We start from the raw sequence: 19,298 nt of genomic DNA on the forward strand, positions 1-19,298 counted from the left end.
TACGCCCTTTCAGCGGACCTGGATGGACATGGGGAGGTGAGCGAAACCGCGCACATTGCTGGAGTGGACGCGGACCGCGTTGTCCTCGTCGACCTCGAAGCCGCGGATTCGTTTGAACAACTCGGCAAGGGCCACTCGCGCCTCCATCCGGGCGAGGTGTGCGCCGAGGCAGAAGTGTGCGCCACTACCGAAACTCATCAACTTCGAACCGATCTCCCGCCCGATGACATAGTCGTCCGGGTTCTCGAAGACCCGCTCGTCGCGGTGCGCGGAGCCCGGAAGAAGAAGCAGCACATCACCGTCGGGGATGGTGGTGTCATACAGGGTGAGCTCGCCGGAGACCATCCTGGCCAGGATCTGGCTGGACGTGTCGTAGCGCAGGGTCTCCTCGACCCACAGCGGAATCCGGGCCTCGTCCTGAAAGACCGGGGCGAGCTGGTCCGGATTCTTGTGTCCCCAGAAAGCGGCATTGGCAAGGAGTTTGGTGGTGGTCTCATTTCCGGCGATCACCATCAGGAACATGAACCCGATGATCTCGTCATCGGTGAGCCGGTCACCGTCGATCTCGGCCTCCAGCAGTGCCGAGGTGAGGTCGTCGGTGAGCTTATTGCGGCGGTCGGCCACCATGTCCTGGTAGTAGACGATCAGGTTCAACGAAGCCTCGATGGCCGCTGCGGGCACGTCGTTGACACCGTCCTCGCGGTGCATCACGCCGTCGGCCCAGGCGCGTACCTGGTCGCGATCGGCCTGCGGGACACCCATCAGTTCGGAGATGACGTCCATCGGCAGCTTGCCGGCGAATTCGCCGACGTAGTCAACGACGCCGCTGTTGGCCTTCTCGATCATCACATCGAGGTGCTGCACCGCGATCTCGGTGACCCGGGGCTCGAGTTCGCGGATCCGGCGCGGGGTGAACCCTTTCGACACCAGCGTGCGCAGCCGGAGATGGTCCGGATCGTCCATCGCCAGGAACGACATCGTCTTGGAAGCGTGCGGTCCGCGAGACACCGGATCCAGGGACACGCCCTCGCGGTTGGACAGCGTGGTGCTGTTGCGGAATCCCTGCAACACATCCCGATGGCGCGACAGCGCCCAGAACCCCAGCTCCTCGTTCCGGTACAGCGGTGCCTCGTCGCGCAGCCGCTGGTAGTACGGGTAGGGGTCCTCGTGGAAGTGGTAGTCGTAGGGATCGAGAATGACGTCGCTCACGGCGCCGTTGTTGATGGTCATCGGTCCTCCCCGACGATGAGGCCGACCACGTAGCTCAGCCGGTCGGCGATCTGGTGATAGGTGAACGCCCCACTTCCGGCGTTGACCAGCGCGCCGAAGAATGTCATCTCCAATGCGGCCAGTGTGCGCGGATCCGCGTCGGGGCCGACGGCCGCGCGGATGCGGCGGTGGATCTCGCTGCCGATCCGCTCGCGAACGGCGCGCACCGCGGCATCGTTGCCGGAGAGCAGCGCCGTCGTGCATGCCGCAGCGACCTCGGGATCGTCGGCAAGCGTGAGGGCCATGCTGCGCAGGGTCTTCTCCACGCGGGTGGCCCTGCTGTCGTTGACGTCGGTGAAGTACTCGACCTGCTGCATGAGGTCCAGGTAGACCTCGGCGATCAGGTGGTTCTTCGACGAGAAGTAGGTGTAGGCGGTCGCTGGAGCGACCTTGGCCCTGGCGGCGACCGCGCGGACCGTCAGATCTGCATACGACGACTCGCGCAGCATCTCGACGCCGGCCGACAGGACTTTGCGAAAAGTCTCTTCCTGTCGTCGATTGCGGGGATTCGGCTGCGCCTGAGCTGCGAGCGCGGCGGCTGCATCACTGGACACATGTCCAAGTTATCGGACGTGACGGTCTGCAGGCAAGCGTATTCATGAATAGCCAGTTCAAAGCCATTTAGTGAACGCCTTACGAAGCCCGTTCTTGCCTCCTTCGCAGGTGTGGGGCTATCGTTCGGAGGAATTCAGTCGGACAGCTGTCCAGAAATCATAGACAGGAGGTCGGATGGAAATCCTGACCGATCGCGAGAGCCGGCTGCTCATCGACGGCAAGCTCGTCGCCGGCAGCTCAGGCACCTTTTCCACCGTCAATCCCGCCACCGAGGAGACGCTCGGGGTCGCCGCCGACGCGAGCGTCGAGGACATGAGCGCCGCGATCGGCGCCGCGCGGCGCGCCTTCGACGAGACGGACTGGTCGACCAACACCGAGCTGCGGGTGCGTTGCATCCGCCAGCTTCAGGAGGCGATGACCACAAACGTCGAACAGCTGCGGGAGCTGACCATCGCTGAAGTGGGCGCCCCGAAGATGCTCACCGCGGCCGCTCAGCTCGAGGGGCCGGTCGCCGACCTCTCGTTCTCGGCCGACACCGCCGAGAACTACCAGTGGCGAACCGATCTCGGCATCGCGTCACCGATGGGAATCAAGACGCAGCGGACGGTCGCCCGAGAGGCGATCGGTGTGGTCGGCGCAATCACCCCGTGGAACTTCCCCCACCAGATCAACCTCGCCAAGATCGGTCCGGCGCTGGCCGCCGGCAATACCGTGGTGCTCAAGCCGGCCCCGGACACCCCGTGGTGTGCCGCGGTGCTCGGCGAGTTCGTCACCGAGCACACCGACATCCCTGCCGGGGTGCTGAACATCGTCACGTCCAGCGACCACGGCGTCGGGGCTCTGCTGTCGAAAGACGCTCGGGTGGACATGGTCTCGTTCACCGGTTCGACCGCGACCGGCCGCGCCGTGATGGCCGACGGCGCCGCCACCCTGAAGAAGGTCTTCCTCGAGTTGGGCGGCAAGTCTGCGTTCCTCGTCCTCGACGACGCCGATCTCGGTGGCGCGTGCTCGATGGCGGCGTTCACCGCTTCGATGCACGCCGGACAGGGTTGCGCGATCACCACCCGGCTGGTGGTGCCCCGGGCTCGCTACGACGAGGCTGTCGAGGCGGCCGCGGCCACGATGGGTGGTCTCAAGCCGGGTGATCCGACGAAGTCGGGCACGATCTGCGGGCCGGTCATCTCGGCAGTGCAGCGTGACCGTATTCAGGCCTACCTGGATTCCGCGATCGCCGAAGGTGGCCGATTCGCTTGTGGCGGCGGCCGTCCCGCCGATCGTGACACCGGCTTCTTCATCGAGCCGACGGTGATCGCCGGGCTGGACAACAACGCCAAGGTGGCCCGCGAAGAGATCTTCGGTCCGGTGCTGACGGTGATCGCTCACGACGGTGACGACGACGCGGTCCGGATCGCCAACGACTCGCCCTACGGTCTGTCCGGCACTGTGTTCTCGCCCGACCTCGAGCGGGCGAATGCGGTGGCGGCTCGGTTGCGGGTCGGCACGGTGAACATCAACGGCGGCGTCTGGTACTCGGCGGACATGCCGTTCGGCGGATACAAGCAATCGGGCATCGGCCGGGAAATGGGTCTTGCGGGTTTCGAGGAGTACCTCGAGATCAAAGCGATTGCCACGGCAGCGAACTAAGAGGAGGCATCAGTGGGTCTGTATGGGGATCAGTTCAAGGAGAAGGTGGCCATCGTCACCGGCGCCGGCGGCGGCATCGGGCAGGCCTACGCCGAGGCGCTCGCGCGCGAGGGTGCCGCGGTCGTCGTCGCTGACATCAACACCGAGGGCGCCCAGAAGGTCGTCGACGGCATCAAGGGCGAGGGCGGCAATGCGCTGGCGGTCAGGGTCGACGTCTCCGACCCCGATTCCGCCAAGGAGATGGCGGCGCAGACACTGTCGGAGTTCGGCGGCATCGACTACCTGGTCAACAACGCGGCCATCTTCGGCGGGATGAAGTTGGACTTCCTCATCACCGTGGACTGGGACTACTACAAGAAGTTCATGAGCGTGAACATGGACGGCGCGTTGGTGTGCACCAGGGCGGTGTACCGCAAGATGGCCAAGCGCGGGGGAGGGGCGATCGTCAACCAGTCCTCGACCGCGGCGTGGTTGTACTCGAACTTCTACGGCTTGGCGAAGGTCGGCATCAACGGCCTGACCCAGCAGTTGGCCACCGAACTCGGCGGGCAGAACATCCGGGTCAACGCGATCGCGCCCGGCCCGATCGACACCGAGGCCAACCGCACCACCACCCCGCAGGAGATGGTCGCCGACATCGTGAAGGGTATTCCGTTGTCGCGCATGGGTGAAGTGGACGATCTCACCGGAATGTGTCTTTTCCTGCTGTCGGATCAGGCCAAGTGGGTGACCGGGCAGATATTCAATGTCGACGGCGGACAGATCATCCGGTGACACTGATGAACGATGACCTCAAGATCGGCTATATCGGCCTGGGGAATCAGGGCGCGCCGATGGCCAAGCGGCTCGCCGGCTGGCCCGGCGGTCTCATCGTCTTCGACGTTCGCGCCGACGCGATGGCGCCGCTGACCGAACTGGGCGCGACGCCGGCGAAGAGCGTGGCCGAGGTAGCCGAAGCCGACGTCATCAGCGTCACCGTGCTCACCGACGAGCAGGTGCGTGACGTGGTCGGCGAACTCGCGGCGCACGCAGACCCCGGGACAATCATCGCGATCCATTCCACGATCGAACCGGACACCGCGGCAGGGCTCGCTGAGCAGCTGCGGCCCAAGGGGATTCACATCGTCGACGCTCCGGTCAGCGGTGGCGCCGGGGCCGCGGACAAGGGTGAGTTGGCCGTCATGGTCGGCGCCGACGAGGACGCGTACGGCAAGGTCAAACCGGTGTTCAAGCAGTGGGCGTCGATGGTGGTCCGTGCCGGCGAGCCGGGCGCGGGAACCCGGATGAAGCTGGCACGGAACATGTTGACGTTCATCGGTTTCGCCGCGGCGTGCGAGGCGCAGAACCTGGCGGAGGCGGCTGGCATCGACCTGCAGAAGCTGGGACGGGTGGTGCGGCACAGCGACGCCCAGAGTGGCGGGCCCGGGGCGATCATGGTCCGCGACGACACCGCACCGCTGCAGCCCGACCACTTCGTGTACGACATGTTCGTCCACACCCGCGGGTTGGCCGAAAAGGATCTGAAGCTCGCGCTCGGGCTCGGCACGGCGACGGGGGTCGACCTGCCTCTGGCCGAGATCGCGCTGCAGAACCTGGCCGCCGGGCTCGGCGTACCGCACACCACCTCGACCGGCGACGAAGGTTAGGAAGGAATCGAATTATGGACGAGCTGCGCCGCAAAGGCCTCGAGAAGATGAACGAGGTTTACGGCTGGGAGATGCCGGACATGCCGGGGGACTACTTCGCGCTCACCGCGGACCATCTCTTCGGCACCATCTGGTCGCGGCCGGGCCTGTCGATGCGCGAGAAGCGGATGATGACGCTGACGTGCGTGACCGCACTGGGCATCTCGGATCTCGCGGAGATCCAGGTCAACGCGGCGCTGCACAACGGCGAGCTCACGGTCGACGAGCTCAAGGAGATGGCCATCTTCCTCACCCACTATCTCGGCTTCCCGTTGGGCTCCAAGCTCGACGGCGTGGTGACGAAGGTGGCGGGCAAGAGGAAGAAGGACGCCGAGCGGGGTTCTGGTGAAGACAAAAAAGGGAACGTCAACGCGGCGTTGAAGATGCATTCGGGAAGCAAGCTCGATGATGAGTAGGTATGCCGCGCTGTCGCGCGACGAACTCGCCACGCTGGTGCCTGAGCTGCTGTTGATCGGTCAGCTCATCGACCGGTCGGGAATGGCCCACTGCATCAGCGCGTGGGGTCGGGACGAGATGCTGCAGGTCGCCATCGAGGAGTGGGCGGCCTCGAGTCCGCTGTACACCAAGCGGATGCAGAAGGCGCTCGAGTACGAGGGCGTCGATATCTTCACCCTGTTCAAGGGGCTGCAGCTCGACATCGGCGCCCCACCCCAGTTCATGGACTTCCGCTACATCGTGCACGACCGGTGGCACGGCGAGTTCTACCTGAATCACTGTGGCGCGTTGCTCGACGTCGAACCGATGGGCGAGGAATACGTCCACGGCATGTGCCACGACATCGAGGACCCGACGTTCGACGCGACGGCGCTGGCCACCAACCGCAAGGCTCAGGTGCGGCCCATCCACCGGCCGCCCAGGACACCGTCGGATCAGCACCCGCACTGCCGGTGGACGGTGATCATCGACGAATCGTATCCGGAGGTGCCGTTCATCCCGGCGATGGACGTCGTCGCGGCCAGCCGCGCACATTCGTGCGAACTGGACGCGATCGACCCGAACGACGAAGGCATGTCCAACTATTCGGGAGAGCTTCTGGCCGACGTGGACTTCGGCGCGTTCTCGCATTCGGCCCTGGTGCGCATCGCCGATGAGGTCTGCCTGCAGATGCACCTGTTGGTGCTGTCGTTCACGTTGGCGGTCGAGAAGCGCGCGAAAGACGATGCGGCGCTGGCACGTTCCATCCGCACCAAGCAGCTGATCGGCATCGCTGGGGTGGCGGCCGAGCGAATCCACAAGGCTCTGAGGCTTCCCGGCGGACCCGAGGGTGCGCTGCGGGTCCTCGAACTGCATCCGCTGCTGAACCCGGCGGCGTACGTGTACGCCGACGTGGACCCCGATTTCGTGCACGTGCGGCGCTCACCGGCCTACGAGGACGACTCGTGGATCACGTTGGTATCACCGGTCGCCGACCTGCCGCTGCAGGCGATCGTGCAGGCGGTCGACCCCCACCTGCGCGCCGAGGTCTCCGGCACCGAGTCGGACTGGACCGTGCGGGTCATCGAGACCGACACGGCGGCCAAGAAGCTGTCCGAGGTCCAGGTGACCGAGTTCAGCGGTGGGGCGTCATGGGTGTTCGAAGATCGGAAGTCGTTGCCGCTGACCGTGGTCTGACGCGGCAATGTTCGCCGAGCGTACGGTTTCTGATGGATCTGGTCGGAAATTCATCAGATACCGTGCATTCGGCGTCGCTCACCGGGGGAGCAGCGCGCCGCCCACCCAGCGGCGCATGTAGGCGCGAAGTTCATCGCCGCGGCGAGGCGGGCGGCCCGGATCGATCACGAACGACTGCAGGATCCGCAGCAGATGCTCGGCAAGCTCGTCGAGATCCGCATCGGCGTAGCCGGCGGCCTCCCAATCGACATCGAGCCGTCCGACCATGTCCCGTCCGAACCGCAGGGCGATGTCGGAGGTCACCGATTCGACGTGTCGGGTCCCGGTGGGCATCAAGAGCAGTCCGATGTACTTCTCTCTCGGCAGCCACTCGAGCGCCGTCGCAAGGGCTTCGGTGACTGCCTCGGCGGGCTCGCGCAGCCCGGCCATGTGGGCGGTCATCCGGTCGAGGAAGCCGTCGACGGCGTGCACCGCCGCGGCGACGAGCAGCGCCTCGGTGCTGGAGAAGTAGCGGTACACGGTCTGGCGGGTGACCCCGACTGTGCGGGCCACGTCGGAGATGCTGAAGTCGGCCCCGTGCTCCTCGATCGCCTTTCCCGCGGCACTCAGAATTCGGGCGATCGCTTCCTCGTCCGAGGAGGGTTTGGCCCCTGACCAACCGTGGGTGCGCACCAAGGAACCTTAGGCCACCCCGTGGCGGCGTCAGCGGTAGGCGACCTGGAGATCCTTGACGCCGTTGATCCACCCCGACCGTAGCCGCAGCGGCTCGGACAGCCTCGTGATGTCGGGGATCTGATCGGCGAGCTCGTTGAACATCAGTTTGATCTCCATCCGGGCGAGGTTGGCGCCGATGCAGAAGTGCGCGCCGTTGCCACCGAAAGCCAAGTGGGGGTTGGGGTTGCGCAGGATGTCGAACTCGAACGGACGGTCGAAGACCTCGTCGTCGAAGTTCGCCGAGCTGTAGAACAAGCCGACCCGCTGCCCCTCGGCGACCGTGACGTCGCCGAGTTGGACGTCGGCGAGGGCCGTGCGCTGGAAACAGTGCACCGGGGTGGCCCAGCGGATGATCTCCTCGACCGCGGTGTCCGGCCGCTCACGCTTGAACAGTTCCCACTGATCGGGGTTCTCGAGAAATGCGTTCATCCCGTGGGTCATCGCGTTGCGGGTGGTTTCGTTGCCGGCGACCGCCAGCAGGATCACGAAGAACGCGAACTCGACGTCGCCCATCGCCTCCCCATCGATGTCGGCCTGGATCAGCCTGGTGACGATGTCGTCGGCAGGGCAGCGGCGCCGCTCCTCGGCCATGTTGTAGGCGTAGCCCATCAACTCGGCGTTGGCGACGGTGGGATCGGAGTCGAAGTCGGGATCGTCGGTGTTCATGATGCAGTTGGTCCAGTGGAAGAGCTTTTCGCGGTCGGCCTCGGGCACGCCGATGAGATCGGCGATGGCCTGTAGGGGTAGGCCCACCGCGATGTCGTCGACGAAATTGCCGGCGTCCTTCTCGGCCGCGGCCCGCACGATGTCACGCGCGGCAACCGCCAGGCGCTCCTCCAGTGCCGCGATCGCCCTGGGGGTGAAGAGCCGCGAGACGATCTTGCGCAACCTCGTGTGCTCGGGGGCGTCGTGGTTGATCAGAAGGGCCTTGGTCAGGTCGAGTTGCTCGGCGGTGACACCGTCGGGCAGGCGCATCACTGCCCCCTTGCGGTTGGTCGACCACAGCGCGCCGTCCCGCGAGATCGACTTGATGTCCGCGTGCCGGGTGATCACCCAGTAGCCGCCGTCGTCGAAGATCGACTCGTCCTGTGCGTTCCACCAGACCGGTGCGGTCTTGCGCAGTTCCGCGAACTCGGTGACGGGAATGCCTTTGAGCAGGACGTCCGGGTCGGTGAAGTCGTACCCCTTGGGCAGGAACGGGCAGCTGGGAGCGGTGGTCATGGTCTGTCCTTCGCATGTGACGTACGGCACTTTCGTTTGACCATACACTGTGCCGCTTCACTGTATGGCCGAGGACATGGACGCTGCCGGGCGTGAGGGCACTAGGGTGGGCATCTGTGCACGTCCTGGTGGTCGGATCCGGAGCCCGTGAACACGCGCTGCTGCTCGCGCTGCGCCGAGACCCGGAGGTCGACGGGCTGTCCATAGCCCCCGGCAATGCGGGCACGGCAGCGGTCGCCGACCAGTACGAGCTCGACGTGACGTCGGGGGCGGACGTGGTCGCCCTGGCCCGACGTATCGGTGCCGACCTCGTGATCATCGGGCCCGAGGTGCCGCTGGTGCTCGGCGTCGCCGACGCGGTGAGAGAGGCAGGCATCGCCTGCTTCGGCCCGACGAAGGACGCGGCGCGCATCGAAGGTTCGAAGTCGTTCGCCAAGGACGTGATGACCGCAGCGGGTGTGCGCACCGCCGTCAGCGAGATCGTCGACAACCCGGCCCACCTCGACTCCGCTCTGGACCGCTTCGGACCCCACGCCGGAGATCCCGCGTGGGTGGTCAAGGACGACGGGCTGGCCGCAGGCAAGGGTGTGGTGGTCACCGCGGATCGTGACGCCGCCCGGGCACACGCGGCGAGCCTTCTCGACGCCGGCCACCCGGTGCTCCTCGAATCGTTCCTCGACGGACCCGAGGTGTCGCTGTTCTGCGTGGTCGACGGCGACACAGTGGTCCCGCTGTTGCCGGCCCAGGACTTCAAACGAGTCGGTGACGGTGACAGCGGACCCAACACCGGCGGCATGGGTGCCTACACGCCGCTGCCGTGGTTGTCCGATGAGATGACCCGGCGCATCGTCGACGAGGTGGTCACCCCGGTTGCCGCCGAACTGGTCAAGCGCGGCAGCTCATTCTCCGGCCTGCTCTACGCCGGGCTGGCAATCACATCCAAGGGGCCCGCCGTCGTCGAATTCAACTGTCGCTTCGGCGATCCGGAGACCCAGGCGGTGCTCGCGCTGCTGGAGTCCCCGCTGGGTCAGCTGCTGCGGGCCGCTGCCACCGGCGAACTCGCCGGCCAGCCTGCGCTGCAGTGGCACGACGGTGCGGCGGTGACCGTGGTGGTCGCCGCGGAGAACTATCCGGGCCGTCCGCGCGTCGGCGACGTGATCCACGGAGCAGAAGCCGAGGGCGTGCTGCATGCCGGCACCGCCCGCCGCGAGGACGACGCCATCGTGTCCTCCGGTGGCCGCGTGCTGTCGGTGGTGGGCACCGGACCGGACCTGGCGGCCGCGCGCGAGATGGCCTATGCGCGGATCGGATCGATTCGGTTGCCCGGCAGCCACTTTCGCAGCGACATCGGTCTCGCGGCGGCGGAGGGGCGAATCTCGCTCTAAGCCGTCAGCAGCGGTGCCGCCCACATCAGCTCGGCCGAGAGCTGGGAAGACCAGTACGACGCGTCGTGCCCGCCGGGAGAGAAGCCCCCGGCCGGTGGCGTCGCGAGCTGGTTGATGAACTGCTGTGTCGCGGCACGAAAGGGGTCGTCGTCGCCGCAGTCGATGCGCAGCGGAATCCCGTTGAGCGCGGGCAGACCCCACACACTGTTGGCGGCGTAGTCCGCGCCGCCGTCGAAGGCTCCCGGCGCCGCAGCCCCCGGCGATGTCCACAGCGCAGGACTGACCGCGCAGATCGCGGCCGTGCGTCCGGCCCCCAGTCGCGAGCCCAGGAGCATGGCGCCATAACCACCCATGGACCATCCCAGGAAACCCACCCGGGAGGTGTCCAGGCCCTGCGCGCCGAGCAGGGGGAGGAACTCGTCGAGGACCATCGCGCCCGAGTCGTCGCCCGAGGCGCGCCGGTGCCAGTACCCGTTACCGCCGTCGACCGCGGCGAGCGCGAACGGTGGCACGCCGGCTCGTACCGCATCCGCCAGGAACCGCTCGGCTCCCATCGACATCACTGTCTGGGCGTTGGAGTCCTTACCGTGCAACAGGATCACCGGCCGCAGTGGCGCGCTCTGACCGGGCGGCCGGGTGATGATCCAGTTGGTCGTTGCGCCGCCGCGGGCCGCGGACGGAAACGAACCGCTTTGGTAGGTCGGGGCCGGGACTGGTGGTGCCGGCGGTGCGCCTGCGGCCACAGAGGCGCCGAACGCGGACACCCCGGTGACTCCGGCCGCTGCGGCGACGCCGGTGCGCACACCGAGGGTCAGTAGGGCGCGACGGTTGATGGCTGGCATGCGCGCCATCATGCCATTGCCGAAAGCGTGGGCAATGGCTGCCGATTAGTCGAAACCGCGATGCCGAAACCCCCTGACTGGCACGATGCTGGGTGTGACGGCAGCAGTCACTCCTAAGGGAGAACGTCGGCGGTATGCGCTGGTCAGCGCAGCTGCCGACCTTCTCTGCGAAGGAGGCTTCGACGCCGTGCGGCACCGTGCCGTCGCGCGTCGAGCCGGGCTCCCGCTGGCGTCGACGACTTACTACTTCTCCTCGCTCGAAGACCTCATCGCCAAAGCCGTGGAACACGTCGGAACGCGGGAGGCGACGGAGTTGCGCGACCGGGTTGCCGTGCTGTCCCGGCGGCGCCGCGGCGCCGAGTCCACTGCCGAGGTCCTCGTTGATCTGTTGGTCGGCGAGAGTCCGGAACGTGTTACCGAACAACTGATCTCGCGATACGAGCGCCTCATCGCCTGCGCCCGCCAACCGAGGCTGCGCGACATCCAGCGTCGCGTCCTCCTGCAGCGCACCGATGCCGTGGTCGAGGTTGTGGAACGCTGTGGCAGGTCGGTGCGTGCTGAACTACTGACCGCTCTGGTGTGTGCTGTCGACGGCGCGGTGGTGGCTGCTCTGGTCGGGGACGGCGACGGCCCACGGGCGACGGCCAGGGCCACCCTGATCGACGTCATCGACGTGCTCGCGCCGTTCGACTGATGGCGTTTGCTTTTTCCGGTCCGGGGTTATCTCCGTGGGGGTGACGATCAGCCGGCTTTTGGCCACTGCCGCGGACACCGCGCTGGACCGGTCCGTGGTGCTGGGTTACACGAAGGTCGGCTCGCAACTCCGCCGCCTGTGGTGGCCTGCCGACCCGCCGCTGGAGGCGATGGCGGGCAAGAGGGTTGTCGTCACCGGTGCGACCGCGGGCATCGGCGAGGCGATGGCCGGCTCGTTCGCCCGACTCGGCGCCACGGTCCACCTGCTCGGGCGCGACGCGCAGAAGGTCACACGCAGCTCCGAAGCGATCCGCACGACGGTGCCGGGGGCCGCCGGGGGGTCGGTGGTCGAGGAGGTTTGTGACGTCGCCGATCTCGACGCGGTGCGGGCCTGGACCGCAGATCTGCGCGGTCGCATCGATACATTGCACGGCCTGGTGCACAACGCCGGGGTGATGCCCAAGACGCGCACCGAGACCCCGCAGGGCCACGAGACCCAACTCGCATGCCATGTGCTGGGCCCGCACGTGATGACCGAGGAGTTGCTGCCGCTACTGCGCAATGCGCACGGCGCCTCGGTGGTCTTCATGTCGTCGGGTGGCATGTACACGACGCCGTTGCGCGCCGCCGACCTCGAGTCCCGAGACGGTGACTACGACGGCGTACGGGTGTATGCGCGCACCAAGCGGATGCAGGTGGTGCTGGCCGCGGAGTGGGCCCGTCGCTTGGCCGGCACCGGTGTTCGTGTCGAGAGCACCCACCCGGGATGGGTGGAAACCCCGGGAGTGGCAGAGGCGTTGCCCGCCTTCCGCCGCGTCACCCGACCGCTGCTGCGCGACGCGGCCGATGGGGCGGACACCGCCGTCTGGTTGGTGGCGACCAGACCCGAATCAACGGGCGGTCACTTCTGGCACGACCGGATGCAGCGTCCGACGACGTTCGGCTGGCAACGCGGTGACGATGCCGGGGAGGTCGCAGAGTTCCTCGACGAGGTTTCGCGGTTGACACTGCAGAGCCAACCGGACTGATCGATGATGAGTGATTCCAGCGATGAGTAAGGGGAGGCGCGATGGCGGAGTCCGAAACCGGTGGGAAGGTCGGTGACCAACAGCCCGAGTTGAAGCGGGTGATGGGCCCCGGACTACTGCTGCTCTTTGTCGTCGGCGACATCCTGGGCACCGGCGTCTACGCACTACTCGGCGACGTGGCCGGTGAAGTCGGTGGGGCGGCGTGGCTTCCGTTCCTCATCGCCTTCGTCATCGCCACCATCACAGCGTTCAGCTATCTCGAACTGGTCACCAAGTATCCGCAGGCGGCGGGCGCAGCGCTTTACGCCCACAAGGCCTTTGGTATCCACTTCGTCACCTTCCTTGTGGCGTTCATCGTGATGTGCTCCGGAATCACCTCAGCCTCAACGGCTTCCAGGGCATTCGCGGCGAACTTCTTCGAAGGCGTGGATTATGACGCGCCGAAACTTGCGGTCGCGGCGTTGGCTTTGATGTTCATGGGCGGTCTCGCGGCGATCAACTATCGCGGCGTCGGCGAGAGCGTCAAGCTCAACGTCGTCCTGACCATCGTCGAGATCACCGGTCTGATCGTGGTGATCATGGTCGGGTTCTGGGCCTTCACCGGGGGCGCGGACGTCGACTTCTCACGCGTCGTCGCCTTCGAGACCGGTGAGGACAAGAGCACCTTCCTCGCGGTCACCGCCGCCACATCGCTGGCGTTCTTCGCGATGGTGGGCTTCGAGGACTCGGTGAACATGGCCGAGGAGACCAAGGATCCCGTCAACACATTCCCCAAGATCCTGTTGAGCGGTCTGGGGATCGCCGGTGTGGTCTACATCCTGGTCTCGATCGTGGCGGTGGCCCTGGTGCCGGTCGGCCAGCTGCAGGAGAGCGACACCCCGCTCGTCGAGGTGGTCAAAGCAGGAGCTCCCGGCCTGCCGATCGACGACATTCTGCCGTTCATCACGATGTTCGCGGTGTCGAACACCGCGTTGATCAACATGCTGATGGCCAGCCGGCTGATCTACGGCATGGCACGACAACGCGTGCTTCCGTCGGTGCTCGGTTCGGTGCATCCCACGCGTCGGTCGCCGTGGGTGGCGATCCTGTTCACCACGGTGATCGCGTTCGGCCTCATCATCTACGTGTCGACGTTCGCCAGCAGTGACGCGATCTCGGTGCTGGGCGGCACCACGTCGCTGTTGTTGCTCGCGGTGTTCGCGGTGGTCAACGTCGCGGTGCTGGTGCTGCGACGCGACGTGCAAGCTGCCGGTGGGCACTTCAAGACACCGACCGCGCTGCCGGTCGTCGGCTTCCTGGCGTCGCTGTATCTGGTCACTCCGCTGTCGGGACGGCCTGCCCAGCAGTACATCGTGGCCGGGGGACTGGTGGTCATCGGGGTGGTGTTGTTCTTCATCACCCAGGCGATCAACAAACAACTCGGTATCCGTGACGGACACATCACCGACCCGACCAAACTGGGCGCCGGCCCCTCCGACGACTAGGTAATTCCGTCCTGCAGTCGCTGTAACCGATTGTCCAGCAGCGCGACCCGATGAGCGTTGCCGTCCAGCTCCAGATAGCGCTGACCGAACAGCGCCAGCAGTGCGTCGTCGAGACGGCGGACTGCACCGGCGGGAAAGCGGTAGTCCATCGCGGTATTGACCGCACTGGTGTCCACGCCGCTCAGCGTCGACTCCAACGCGTCGAGCGAGTCGACGCCCAGGCTCAACAGCAGACCCGAGATCCAGGCGTAGTGATCGGTGCGGGACCAGCCGGCGTCGGGAAACCGGTTCCCGAGGTAGGTGGCGAGCACCGGCGTCGGAATCCGCGGGTCGCTTCCCGGCTCCGGGAGGCTGGCGTCGGGGGTGGACGTGCGCAGGCGTTCTCGGATCGCGGAGAACTCCCGGTCCGCCAACTCGAGCAGGCCGGCCGCCAGCGTGAACCGGCGGTCCAGATCCGGAGCGTGTGCCTTCGGTATCGATCCCTTGTAACGGATCTCGTGCTCGAACTCCGCCCACGCGTGTTGAAGCACGGTGCGCACCTGGATCGAGGCCGGCTGCTGTACCCCTTCCACGCCGATCAGCAGGTGTCTGCTGGCATAACCCCAACGCCCCTCACGGGCCGTTTCCTGACCCATGTCGCGATCGTCGAGCAACCGCATCTCCTCGGCGAGCAGGTTCGCCACGGCGCCGACGTCCTCGCGGAGGTAGGTGATGACACGCAACCCGATCTGGTCGGTGATCTCCACCAGCGGTTCGGTGTAGAGCAGCGCGCCGTCGGCGGTACGCCGATCCGCTTTGGCGGCAAAGGACTCGACGCTCTTGGTGCGCGCCGCGATCGACAGGTAGTTGATGCCCGCTTCGTCGAGCAGACCCGTCACCAGCCCGAGGTACTGGTCGGTGGCCGCGGTGAGCGCGGGGCGTCTGGCCGCGTACTCGGCAACCGCCGGTGAGGGAGCTGCAGGCGGAATCGCCTTGCGTTCCCTGGGGACTCGTGAGCGGCGCTCGGCGGGCAGCGCCGGGGTGACGATGTAGCCGGTCTCGTAGTCGCCGTAGATCGCCACGTCCTCGGGTCGGTGGTACCAGAACAACCCGATGTAGGCGCAGAGCACTGCGTCGACGGGATCCTCGTCGCGGTCGAGTTGGCCGGGCCGGGTCGCGGCCTGCACCCGCTTGCGCAACTCGACCCAGGACACACTGCGGTTGGCGCGCAGTCTCGGTGTCGCCTCGTCGAGTTCCTCGATGTGGGTCATCAACTGCAGCAGCGCGCGCTGCCGGTCCTCGAAGGCGCCGCGCTTGTACTTCAAGGTCTTCTCCAGCTCGAACAGCACCACGCTGGCAGGGTGCGGGTACACCTCGATCGCACGCCGGTTCGACGTCGAGCCCGGGTCCATGTCCAATCCGAGCGCGGAGGCGATGCGCGCTCCCCGGGGATGCCTGAACTCCGGCTTGTCGGTGTAGGCCGGGCGGGCGCCTGCATCGAATCGCTGGAAGTCGCGGTTGAGTGCCTTCTCGCAGGACCGGTGGCCCGTCGGGTTCTTGACGATCAGCGGCGCGTCGATGGCGACCAGGCAGTCACCCTCGACGTACGGGGCGATCGCAGCCGTGATGCTCTCGTCGTCCTGCGCCGCCCCGACGTACAGCAGCCGCCCGTCGGGGTCGATGACCGCGACCCCGGTCTGATTCTTCTCGCCCCACGCGAGGTCGAGTCCGACGAAGTGCATCCGTCCACTCTGCACGATCCGGGGCGAACTGAGGCCACGTAAGCTCTGTCTTCGTGACAATCCCGAACGTGTTGGCCAATCGCTACGCCAGCGACGAGATGGTGGCGATCTGGTCGCCGCAGGCCAAGATCGTCACGGAGCGGCGGCTGTGGCTGGCGGTGCTGCGTGCCCAGTCCGAGCTCGGAATCGACGTGCCGGAGAGGGCACTCACCGACTACGAGCGCGTGCTCGAGAACGTCGACCTCGAGTCGATCGCCGCTCGGGAGCGGGTGCTGCGACACGACGTGAAAGCGCGCATCGAGGAGTTCAACGCCCTCGCCGGCCACGAGCACGTGCACAAGGGCATGACCAGCCGGGACCTCACCGAGAACGTCGAACAACTGCAGATCCGGCAGTCGCTGCAGCTCGTGCGTGCCCACAGCGTCGCCGTGGTCGCCCGCCTCGCCGAGCGTGCAGCGCTCTACCGGGACCTCGTGATGGCCGGTCGCAGCCACAACGTCGCCGCGCAGGCCACAACCCTGGGCAAACGATTCGCGTCGGCCGCGGAGGAGATGCTGGTCGCCCTGCATCGTGTCGGTGAGCTCGTCGACCGCTATCCGCTGCGTGGCATCAAGGGTCCGATGGGGACTGCGCAGGACATGCTCGACCTGTTCGACGGAGACACCGGGCGCCTGGCCGACCTCGAGCGGCGCGTCGCGCAGTTCCTGGGATTCAGCGAGATCTTCACCAGCGTCGGGCAGGTCTATCCGCGGTCGTTGGACCACGACGTCGTCTCCGCGCTGGTGCAGCTCGGCGCGGGCCCGTCGTCGCTGGCGCACACCATCCGGCTGATGGCCGGACACGAACTGGTCACCGAGGGATTCGCCCCCGGGCAGGTCGGTTCCTCGGCGATGCCGCACAAGATGAACACCCGCAGTTGCGAACGGGTCAACGGCCTTCAGGTCGTGCTGCGCGGATACGGCTCCATGGCAGCCGAACTCGCGGGTGCGCAGTGGAACGAGGGCGATGTGTTCTGCTCGGTGGTGCGACGGGTCGCGCTGCCGGACGCGTTCTTCGCCCTCGACGGCCAGACCGAGACCTTCCTGACGGTGCTCGACGAGTTCGGCGCCTATCCCGCGGTGATCCAGCGCGAGCTCGACCGCTACCTGCCGTTTCTGGCGACCACCCGGATCCTCATCGCCGCGGTGCGGGCCGGCGTGGGCCGGGAGACCGCCCACGAGGTAATCAAGGAGCACGCGGTCGCGGTGGCGCTGGCGATGCGCGAACGCGGCGCCGAGCCCGACCTGCTGGACCGGCTCGCCGCCGACTCCCGACTACCGCTGGACAGGGTGGCGCTCGAGGCCGCACTCGCCGACAAGCAGGTCTTCACCGGTGCGGCGGGTGACCAGGTCGACCGCGTGGTCGCCGCCGTCGACGATCTGATCGGGCGCTTCCCGGACGCAGCGAAGTACACCTCGGGCGCGATTCTGTGACCCGCGCCGCCGAGTTGGCCCGGATCGACTTCACCGATCTGGACAACTTCGCCGGCGGCTTCCCCCATGAACTGTTCGCGTTGCACCGCCAGGACGCACCGGTCTACTGGCACGAGCCCACCGAGCACACACCCGACGGCGAAGGTTTCTGGTCGGTCGCTACCTACGCGGAAACCCTTGCGGTGCTGCGTGATCCGCAGACCTACTCGTCGGTGACGGGCGGCGGGCGACCTTTCGGGGGCACCCTGCTGCAGGATCTGTCCATCGCGGGGCAGCTGCTGAACATGATGGACGATCCGCGGCACTCCGCGGTGCGCCGCCTGGTCAGTTCGGGTCTGACGCCACGGATGATCAGTCGCGTCGAGGACGATCTGCGCGACCGGGCGAGGCGGCTGCTCGACGACGTCGAACCCGGCGTCCCTTTTGACTTCGTCACCGACGTGGCCGCCGAGGTGCCGATGCAGATGATCTGCATCCTGCTGGGAGTTCCTGAATCCGAACGACATTGGCTCTTCGAAGCGATCGAGCCCAGCTTCGACTTCGGTGGCTCGCGCAAGGCGTCCATCACCCGGCTGTCCGTAGAGGAGGCCGGCTCGCGGATGTACGCATACGGCCAGGAGTTGATCGCCGCCAAACGGGCGCGGCCCAGTGACGACATGCTGTCGGTGGTGGTCAACTCCGACGATCCCGAGCTGTCGGACGTCGAGAGCTACCTGTTCTTCAACCTGCTGTTCAGCGCGGGCGCGGAGACCACCCGCAACTCGATCGCCGGTGGGCTGCTGGCACTGATCGAACAGCCCGGATCGTTCGACTCGCTGCGCGCCGACCCCGGGCTGCTGCCGACCGCCGTCGAGGAGATGGTCCGGTGGACTTCACCGTCACCGTCGAAGCGGCGCACCGTCACCCGGTCCGCGTCGCTGGGCGGACACACCGTCGAGCCAGGTCAGAAGGTACTGGTGTGGGAGGGGTCGGCCAATCGGGACGGCGCCGCCTTCGCCGACCCGGACCGCTTCGACATCACACGCAAGCCGAACCCGCACTTGGGTTTCGGGCAGGGCGTGCACTACTGCCTGGGCGCGAACCTGGCTCGCCTCGAGCTCAGGGTGCTGTTCGAGGAGCTCCTCGGCCGCTTCACATCGGTGCAGCTCGCCGAGCCGGTGGAGTGGACACGCAGCAATCGGCACACCGGGATCCGACACCTGGTGGTCGAACTGGGGGCGTGAGCCGCCTACCCTGGACCCATATGGACGCTGGACAACCGGATTTCAGGGCATCGGACGCCGATCGTGCCGCAGTGACCCAGATTCTCGAACAGGCCGTCGGTCAGGGCATGCTCACGCTCGACGAGTACACCGAGCGGGTCACCGTCGTGCTCTCCGCGCTAACCCGCCGGGAACTGGACACCGTCATCGCCGACCTGCCCCATGTTCGCCGCCAGGCCGCGCCGGCGCCACCCGAGGTCCTGGGCAGCTGGATGTCCAGCATCACTCGCAAGGGTCAGTGGACAGTGCCGCCCCGCCTGCGTCTCAACACCCGGATGTGCTCGACGACACTGGATTTCACGTCCGCGCTGCTGCACGGCCCGGTGGTCGAGATCGAGATCGACGACTACTTCAGCTCGACCGACCTGATCCTGCCCGACGGTGCGACCGCAGACCTCAACGCTGTTGTCAACATCGGGTCCTCCGCGTCGGTCAAGGTGACGACGAGTCCGCCGTCGCCGCGTCTGCACGTCGTCGTCCGGGGCAAGGTCCGGTTCGGTTCGCTGACCGCCCGCCATTCGTTCGGCACAAAACTCAAGCGGCTGCTCGGCTGACGCGCCTCGACGCCGGAATTGCATTCCACCCTCTTTGCCAGGCTCGTTGTGAGTCAGTTCGAGTTATTGCGAAGGGGTTGGGTTGTGTCGATTACTGCAGGGTTCAGTATCGCCGAGATTCGTGAGTTCGTTGTCGA

General features: G+C 66.6%; 18 protein-coding genes. 12 read left to right on the plus strand and 6 right to left on the minus strand.

Annotated elements, in window-relative coordinates:
* Positions 1-9: 9 nt before the first annotated feature.
* Both WA965_RS15490 and WA965_RS15495 read right to left on the minus strand, forming a co-directional pair.
* Positions 10-1,230 (minus strand): cytochrome P450, encoded by a 1,221-nt coding sequence (locus tag WA965_RS15490; protein ID WP_526447756.1) that lies wholly within the window; start codon positions 1,228-1,230, stop codon positions 10-12.
* Positions 1,227-1,823, minus strand: a complete 597-nt coding sequence (locus tag WA965_RS15495) for a TetR/AcrR family transcriptional regulator (RefSeq protein WP_526447758.1) — start codon at positions 1,821-1,823, stop codon at positions 1,227-1,229. Before WA965_RS15495 ends, WA965_RS15490 begins: the two co-directional genes overlap by 4 nt.
* A 175-nt stretch (positions 1,824-1,998) precedes the next feature.
* Between WA965_RS15495 and WA965_RS15500 the strand changes: the two genes are divergently transcribed.
* The 5 genes from WA965_RS15500 to WA965_RS15520 are packed head-to-tail and all read left to right on the plus strand — an operon-like array spanning position 1,999 to position 6,785.
* The gene (locus WA965_RS15500; protein ID WP_526294032.1) at positions 1,999-3,468 is read left to right on the plus strand and encodes an aldehyde dehydrogenase; all 1,470 of its coding nucleotides are present in this window, start codon (positions 1,999-2,001) and stop codon (positions 3,466-3,468) included.
* A 12-nt stretch (positions 3,469-3,480) separates the two neighbouring features.
* On the plus strand, positions 3,481-4,242 hold the full coding sequence (locus WA965_RS15505; protein WP_237569312.1) for an SDR family oxidoreductase: 762 nt from the start codon (positions 3,481-3,483) through the stop codon (positions 4,240-4,242).
* A gap of 5 nt (positions 4,243-4,247) precedes the next feature.
* Positions 4,248-5,114, plus strand: coding sequence for an NAD(P)-dependent oxidoreductase (locus WA965_RS15510; protein WP_526294033.1), 867 nt, complete (start codon positions 4,248-4,250; stop codon positions 5,112-5,114).
* Positions 5,115-5,128: 14 nt separating this feature from the next.
* The gene (locus WA965_RS15515) at positions 5,129-5,569 is read left to right on the plus strand and encodes a carboxymuconolactone decarboxylase family protein (protein WP_526294034.1); all 441 of its coding nucleotides are present in this window, start codon (positions 5,129-5,131) and stop codon (positions 5,567-5,569) included.
* Positions 5,559-6,785 (plus strand): hypothetical protein, encoded by a 1,227-nt coding sequence (locus WA965_RS15520; RefSeq protein WP_526294035.1) that lies wholly within the window; start codon positions 5,559-5,561, stop codon positions 6,783-6,785. The genes WA965_RS15515 and WA965_RS15520 overlap by 11 nt, the downstream gene beginning before the upstream one ends.
* Before the next feature lie 78 nt (positions 6,786-6,863).
* Here the strand turns inward: WA965_RS15520 and WA965_RS15525 are convergent, their stop codons facing one another.
* Both WA965_RS15525 and WA965_RS15530 read right to left on the minus strand, forming a co-directional pair.
* Positions 6,864-7,457, minus strand: coding sequence for a TetR/AcrR family transcriptional regulator (locus WA965_RS15525; protein ID WP_526294036.1), 594 nt, complete (start codon positions 7,455-7,457; stop codon positions 6,864-6,866).
* A 30-nt stretch (positions 7,458-7,487) separates the two neighbouring features.
* Entirely contained in the window at positions 7,488-8,720 is a 1,233-nt protein-coding gene (locus WA965_RS15530) for a cytochrome P450 (RefSeq protein WP_526294037.1), read from the minus strand.
* A 116-nt stretch (positions 8,721-8,836) separates the two neighbouring features.
* Here WA965_RS15530 and purD point away from each other — a divergent pair, with 116 nt between their 5' ends.
* Entirely contained in the window at positions 8,837-10,105 is a 1,269-nt protein-coding gene (gene purD, locus WA965_RS15535) for a phosphoribosylamine--glycine ligase (protein ID WP_526294038.1), read from the plus strand.
* Here the strand turns inward: purD and WA965_RS15540 are convergent.
* Positions 10,102-10,956 carry an alpha/beta hydrolase gene (locus tag WA965_RS15540; RefSeq protein ID WP_526294039.1) on the minus strand — a complete coding sequence of 285 codons (855 nt, stop codon included), beginning with the start codon at positions 10,954-10,956 and terminating at the stop codon, positions 10,102-10,104. The two genes, purD and WA965_RS15540, sit on opposite strands and share 4 nt — an antisense overlap.
* A gap of 76 nt (positions 10,957-11,032) precedes the next feature.
* Between WA965_RS15540 and WA965_RS15545 the strand changes: the two genes are divergently transcribed.
* Genes WA965_RS15545 through WA965_RS15555 form a run of 3 tightly spaced genes read left to right on the plus strand, consistent with a single transcriptional unit; the run spans position 11,033 to position 14,152 of the window.
* Positions 11,033-11,641 (plus strand): TetR/AcrR family transcriptional regulator, encoded by a 609-nt coding sequence (locus WA965_RS15545; RefSeq protein WP_526294040.1) that lies wholly within the window; start codon positions 11,033-11,035, stop codon positions 11,639-11,641.
* A gap of 28 nt (positions 11,642-11,669) precedes the next feature.
* Entirely contained in the window at positions 11,670-12,668 is a 999-nt protein-coding gene (locus WA965_RS15550; RefSeq protein ID WP_526294049.1) for an SDR family NAD(P)-dependent oxidoreductase, read from the plus strand.
* Between the two features lie 41 nt (positions 12,669-12,709).
* Entirely contained in the window at positions 12,710-14,152 is a 1,443-nt protein-coding gene (locus WA965_RS15555; protein ID WP_526294041.1) for an amino acid permease, read from the plus strand.
* On the opposite strand, the gene relZ is transcribed toward WA965_RS15555, so the two are convergent.
* On the minus strand, positions 14,149-15,873 hold the full coding sequence (gene relZ, locus WA965_RS15560) for a bifunctional ribonuclease/(p)ppGpp synthase (RefSeq protein WP_526294042.1): 1,725 nt from the start codon (positions 15,871-15,873) through the stop codon (positions 14,149-14,151). The genes WA965_RS15555 and relZ overlap by 4 nt on opposite strands.
* Before the next feature lie 53 nt (positions 15,874-15,926).
* Between relZ and purB the strand changes: the two genes are divergently transcribed.
* The 3 genes from purB to WA965_RS15575 are packed head-to-tail and all read left to right on the plus strand — an operon-like array spanning position 15,927 to position 19,161.
* The gene (gene purB / locus WA965_RS15565; protein ID WP_526294043.1) at positions 15,927-17,345 is read left to right on the plus strand and encodes an adenylosuccinate lyase; all 1,419 of its coding nucleotides are present in this window, start codon (positions 15,927-15,929) and stop codon (positions 17,343-17,345) included.
* On the plus strand, positions 17,342-18,568 hold the full coding sequence (locus WA965_RS15570; protein ID WP_526294044.1) for a cytochrome P450: 1,227 nt from the start codon (positions 17,342-17,344) through the stop codon (positions 18,566-18,568). Before purB ends, WA965_RS15570 begins: the two co-directional genes overlap by 4 nt.
* Before the next feature lie 20 nt (positions 18,569-18,588).
* Positions 18,589-19,161, plus strand: coding sequence for a DUF1707 domain-containing protein (locus WA965_RS15575; RefSeq protein ID WP_526294045.1), 573 nt, complete (start codon positions 18,589-18,591; stop codon positions 19,159-19,161).
* Positions 19,162-19,298: the final 137 nt, after the last annotated feature.

This window comes from Mycobacterium sp. (assembly GCF_049683935.1).
Lineage (GTDB): Bacteria > Actinomycetota > Actinomycetes > Mycobacteriales > Mycobacteriaceae > Mycobacterium.

What these genes read in the sequence shown, in the direction of transcription:
- WA965_RS15490 (WP_526447756.1), bottom strand. Translation starts at nt 1,230, where the DNA reads ATGACCATCAACAACGGCGCCGTGAGCGACGTCATTCTCGATCCCTAC.
- WA965_RS15500 (WP_526294032.1), top strand. Translation starts at nt 1,999, where the DNA reads ATGGAAATCCTGACCGATCGCGAGAGCCGGCTGCTCATCGACGGCAAG.
- WA965_RS15510 (WP_526294033.1), top strand. Translation starts at nt 4,248, where the DNA reads ATGAACGATGACCTCAAGATCGGCTATATCGGCCTGGGGAATCAGGGC.
- WA965_RS15515 (WP_526294034.1), top strand. Translation starts at nt 5,129, where the DNA reads ATGGACGAGCTGCGCCGCAAAGGCCTCGAGAAGATGAACGAGGTTTAC.
- WA965_RS15520 (WP_526294035.1), top strand. Translation starts at nt 5,559, where the DNA reads ATGATGAGTAGGTATGCCGCGCTGTCGCGCGACGAACTCGCCACGCTG.
- WA965_RS15530 (WP_526294037.1), bottom strand. Translation starts at nt 8,720, where the DNA reads ATGACCACCGCTCCCAGCTGCCCGTTCCTGCCCAAGGGGTACGACTTC.
- WA965_RS15540 (WP_526294039.1), bottom strand. Translation starts at nt 10,956, where the DNA reads ATGGCGCGCATGCCAGCCATCAACCGTCGCGCCCTACTGACCCTCGGT.
- WA965_RS15545 (WP_526294040.1), top strand. Translation starts at nt 11,033, where the DNA reads ATGCTGGGTGTGACGGCAGCAGTCACTCCTAAGGGAGAACGTCGGCGG.
- WA965_RS15555 (WP_526294041.1), top strand. Translation starts at nt 12,710, where the DNA reads ATGGCGGAGTCCGAAACCGGTGGGAAGGTCGGTGACCAACAGCCCGAG.
- relZ (WP_526294042.1), bottom strand. Translation starts at nt 15,873, where the DNA reads ATGCACTTCGTCGGACTCGACCTCGCGTGGGGCGAGAAGAATCAGACC.
- WA965_RS15575 (WP_526294045.1), top strand. Translation starts at nt 18,589, where the DNA reads ATGGACGCTGGACAACCGGATTTCAGGGCATCGGACGCCGATCGTGCC.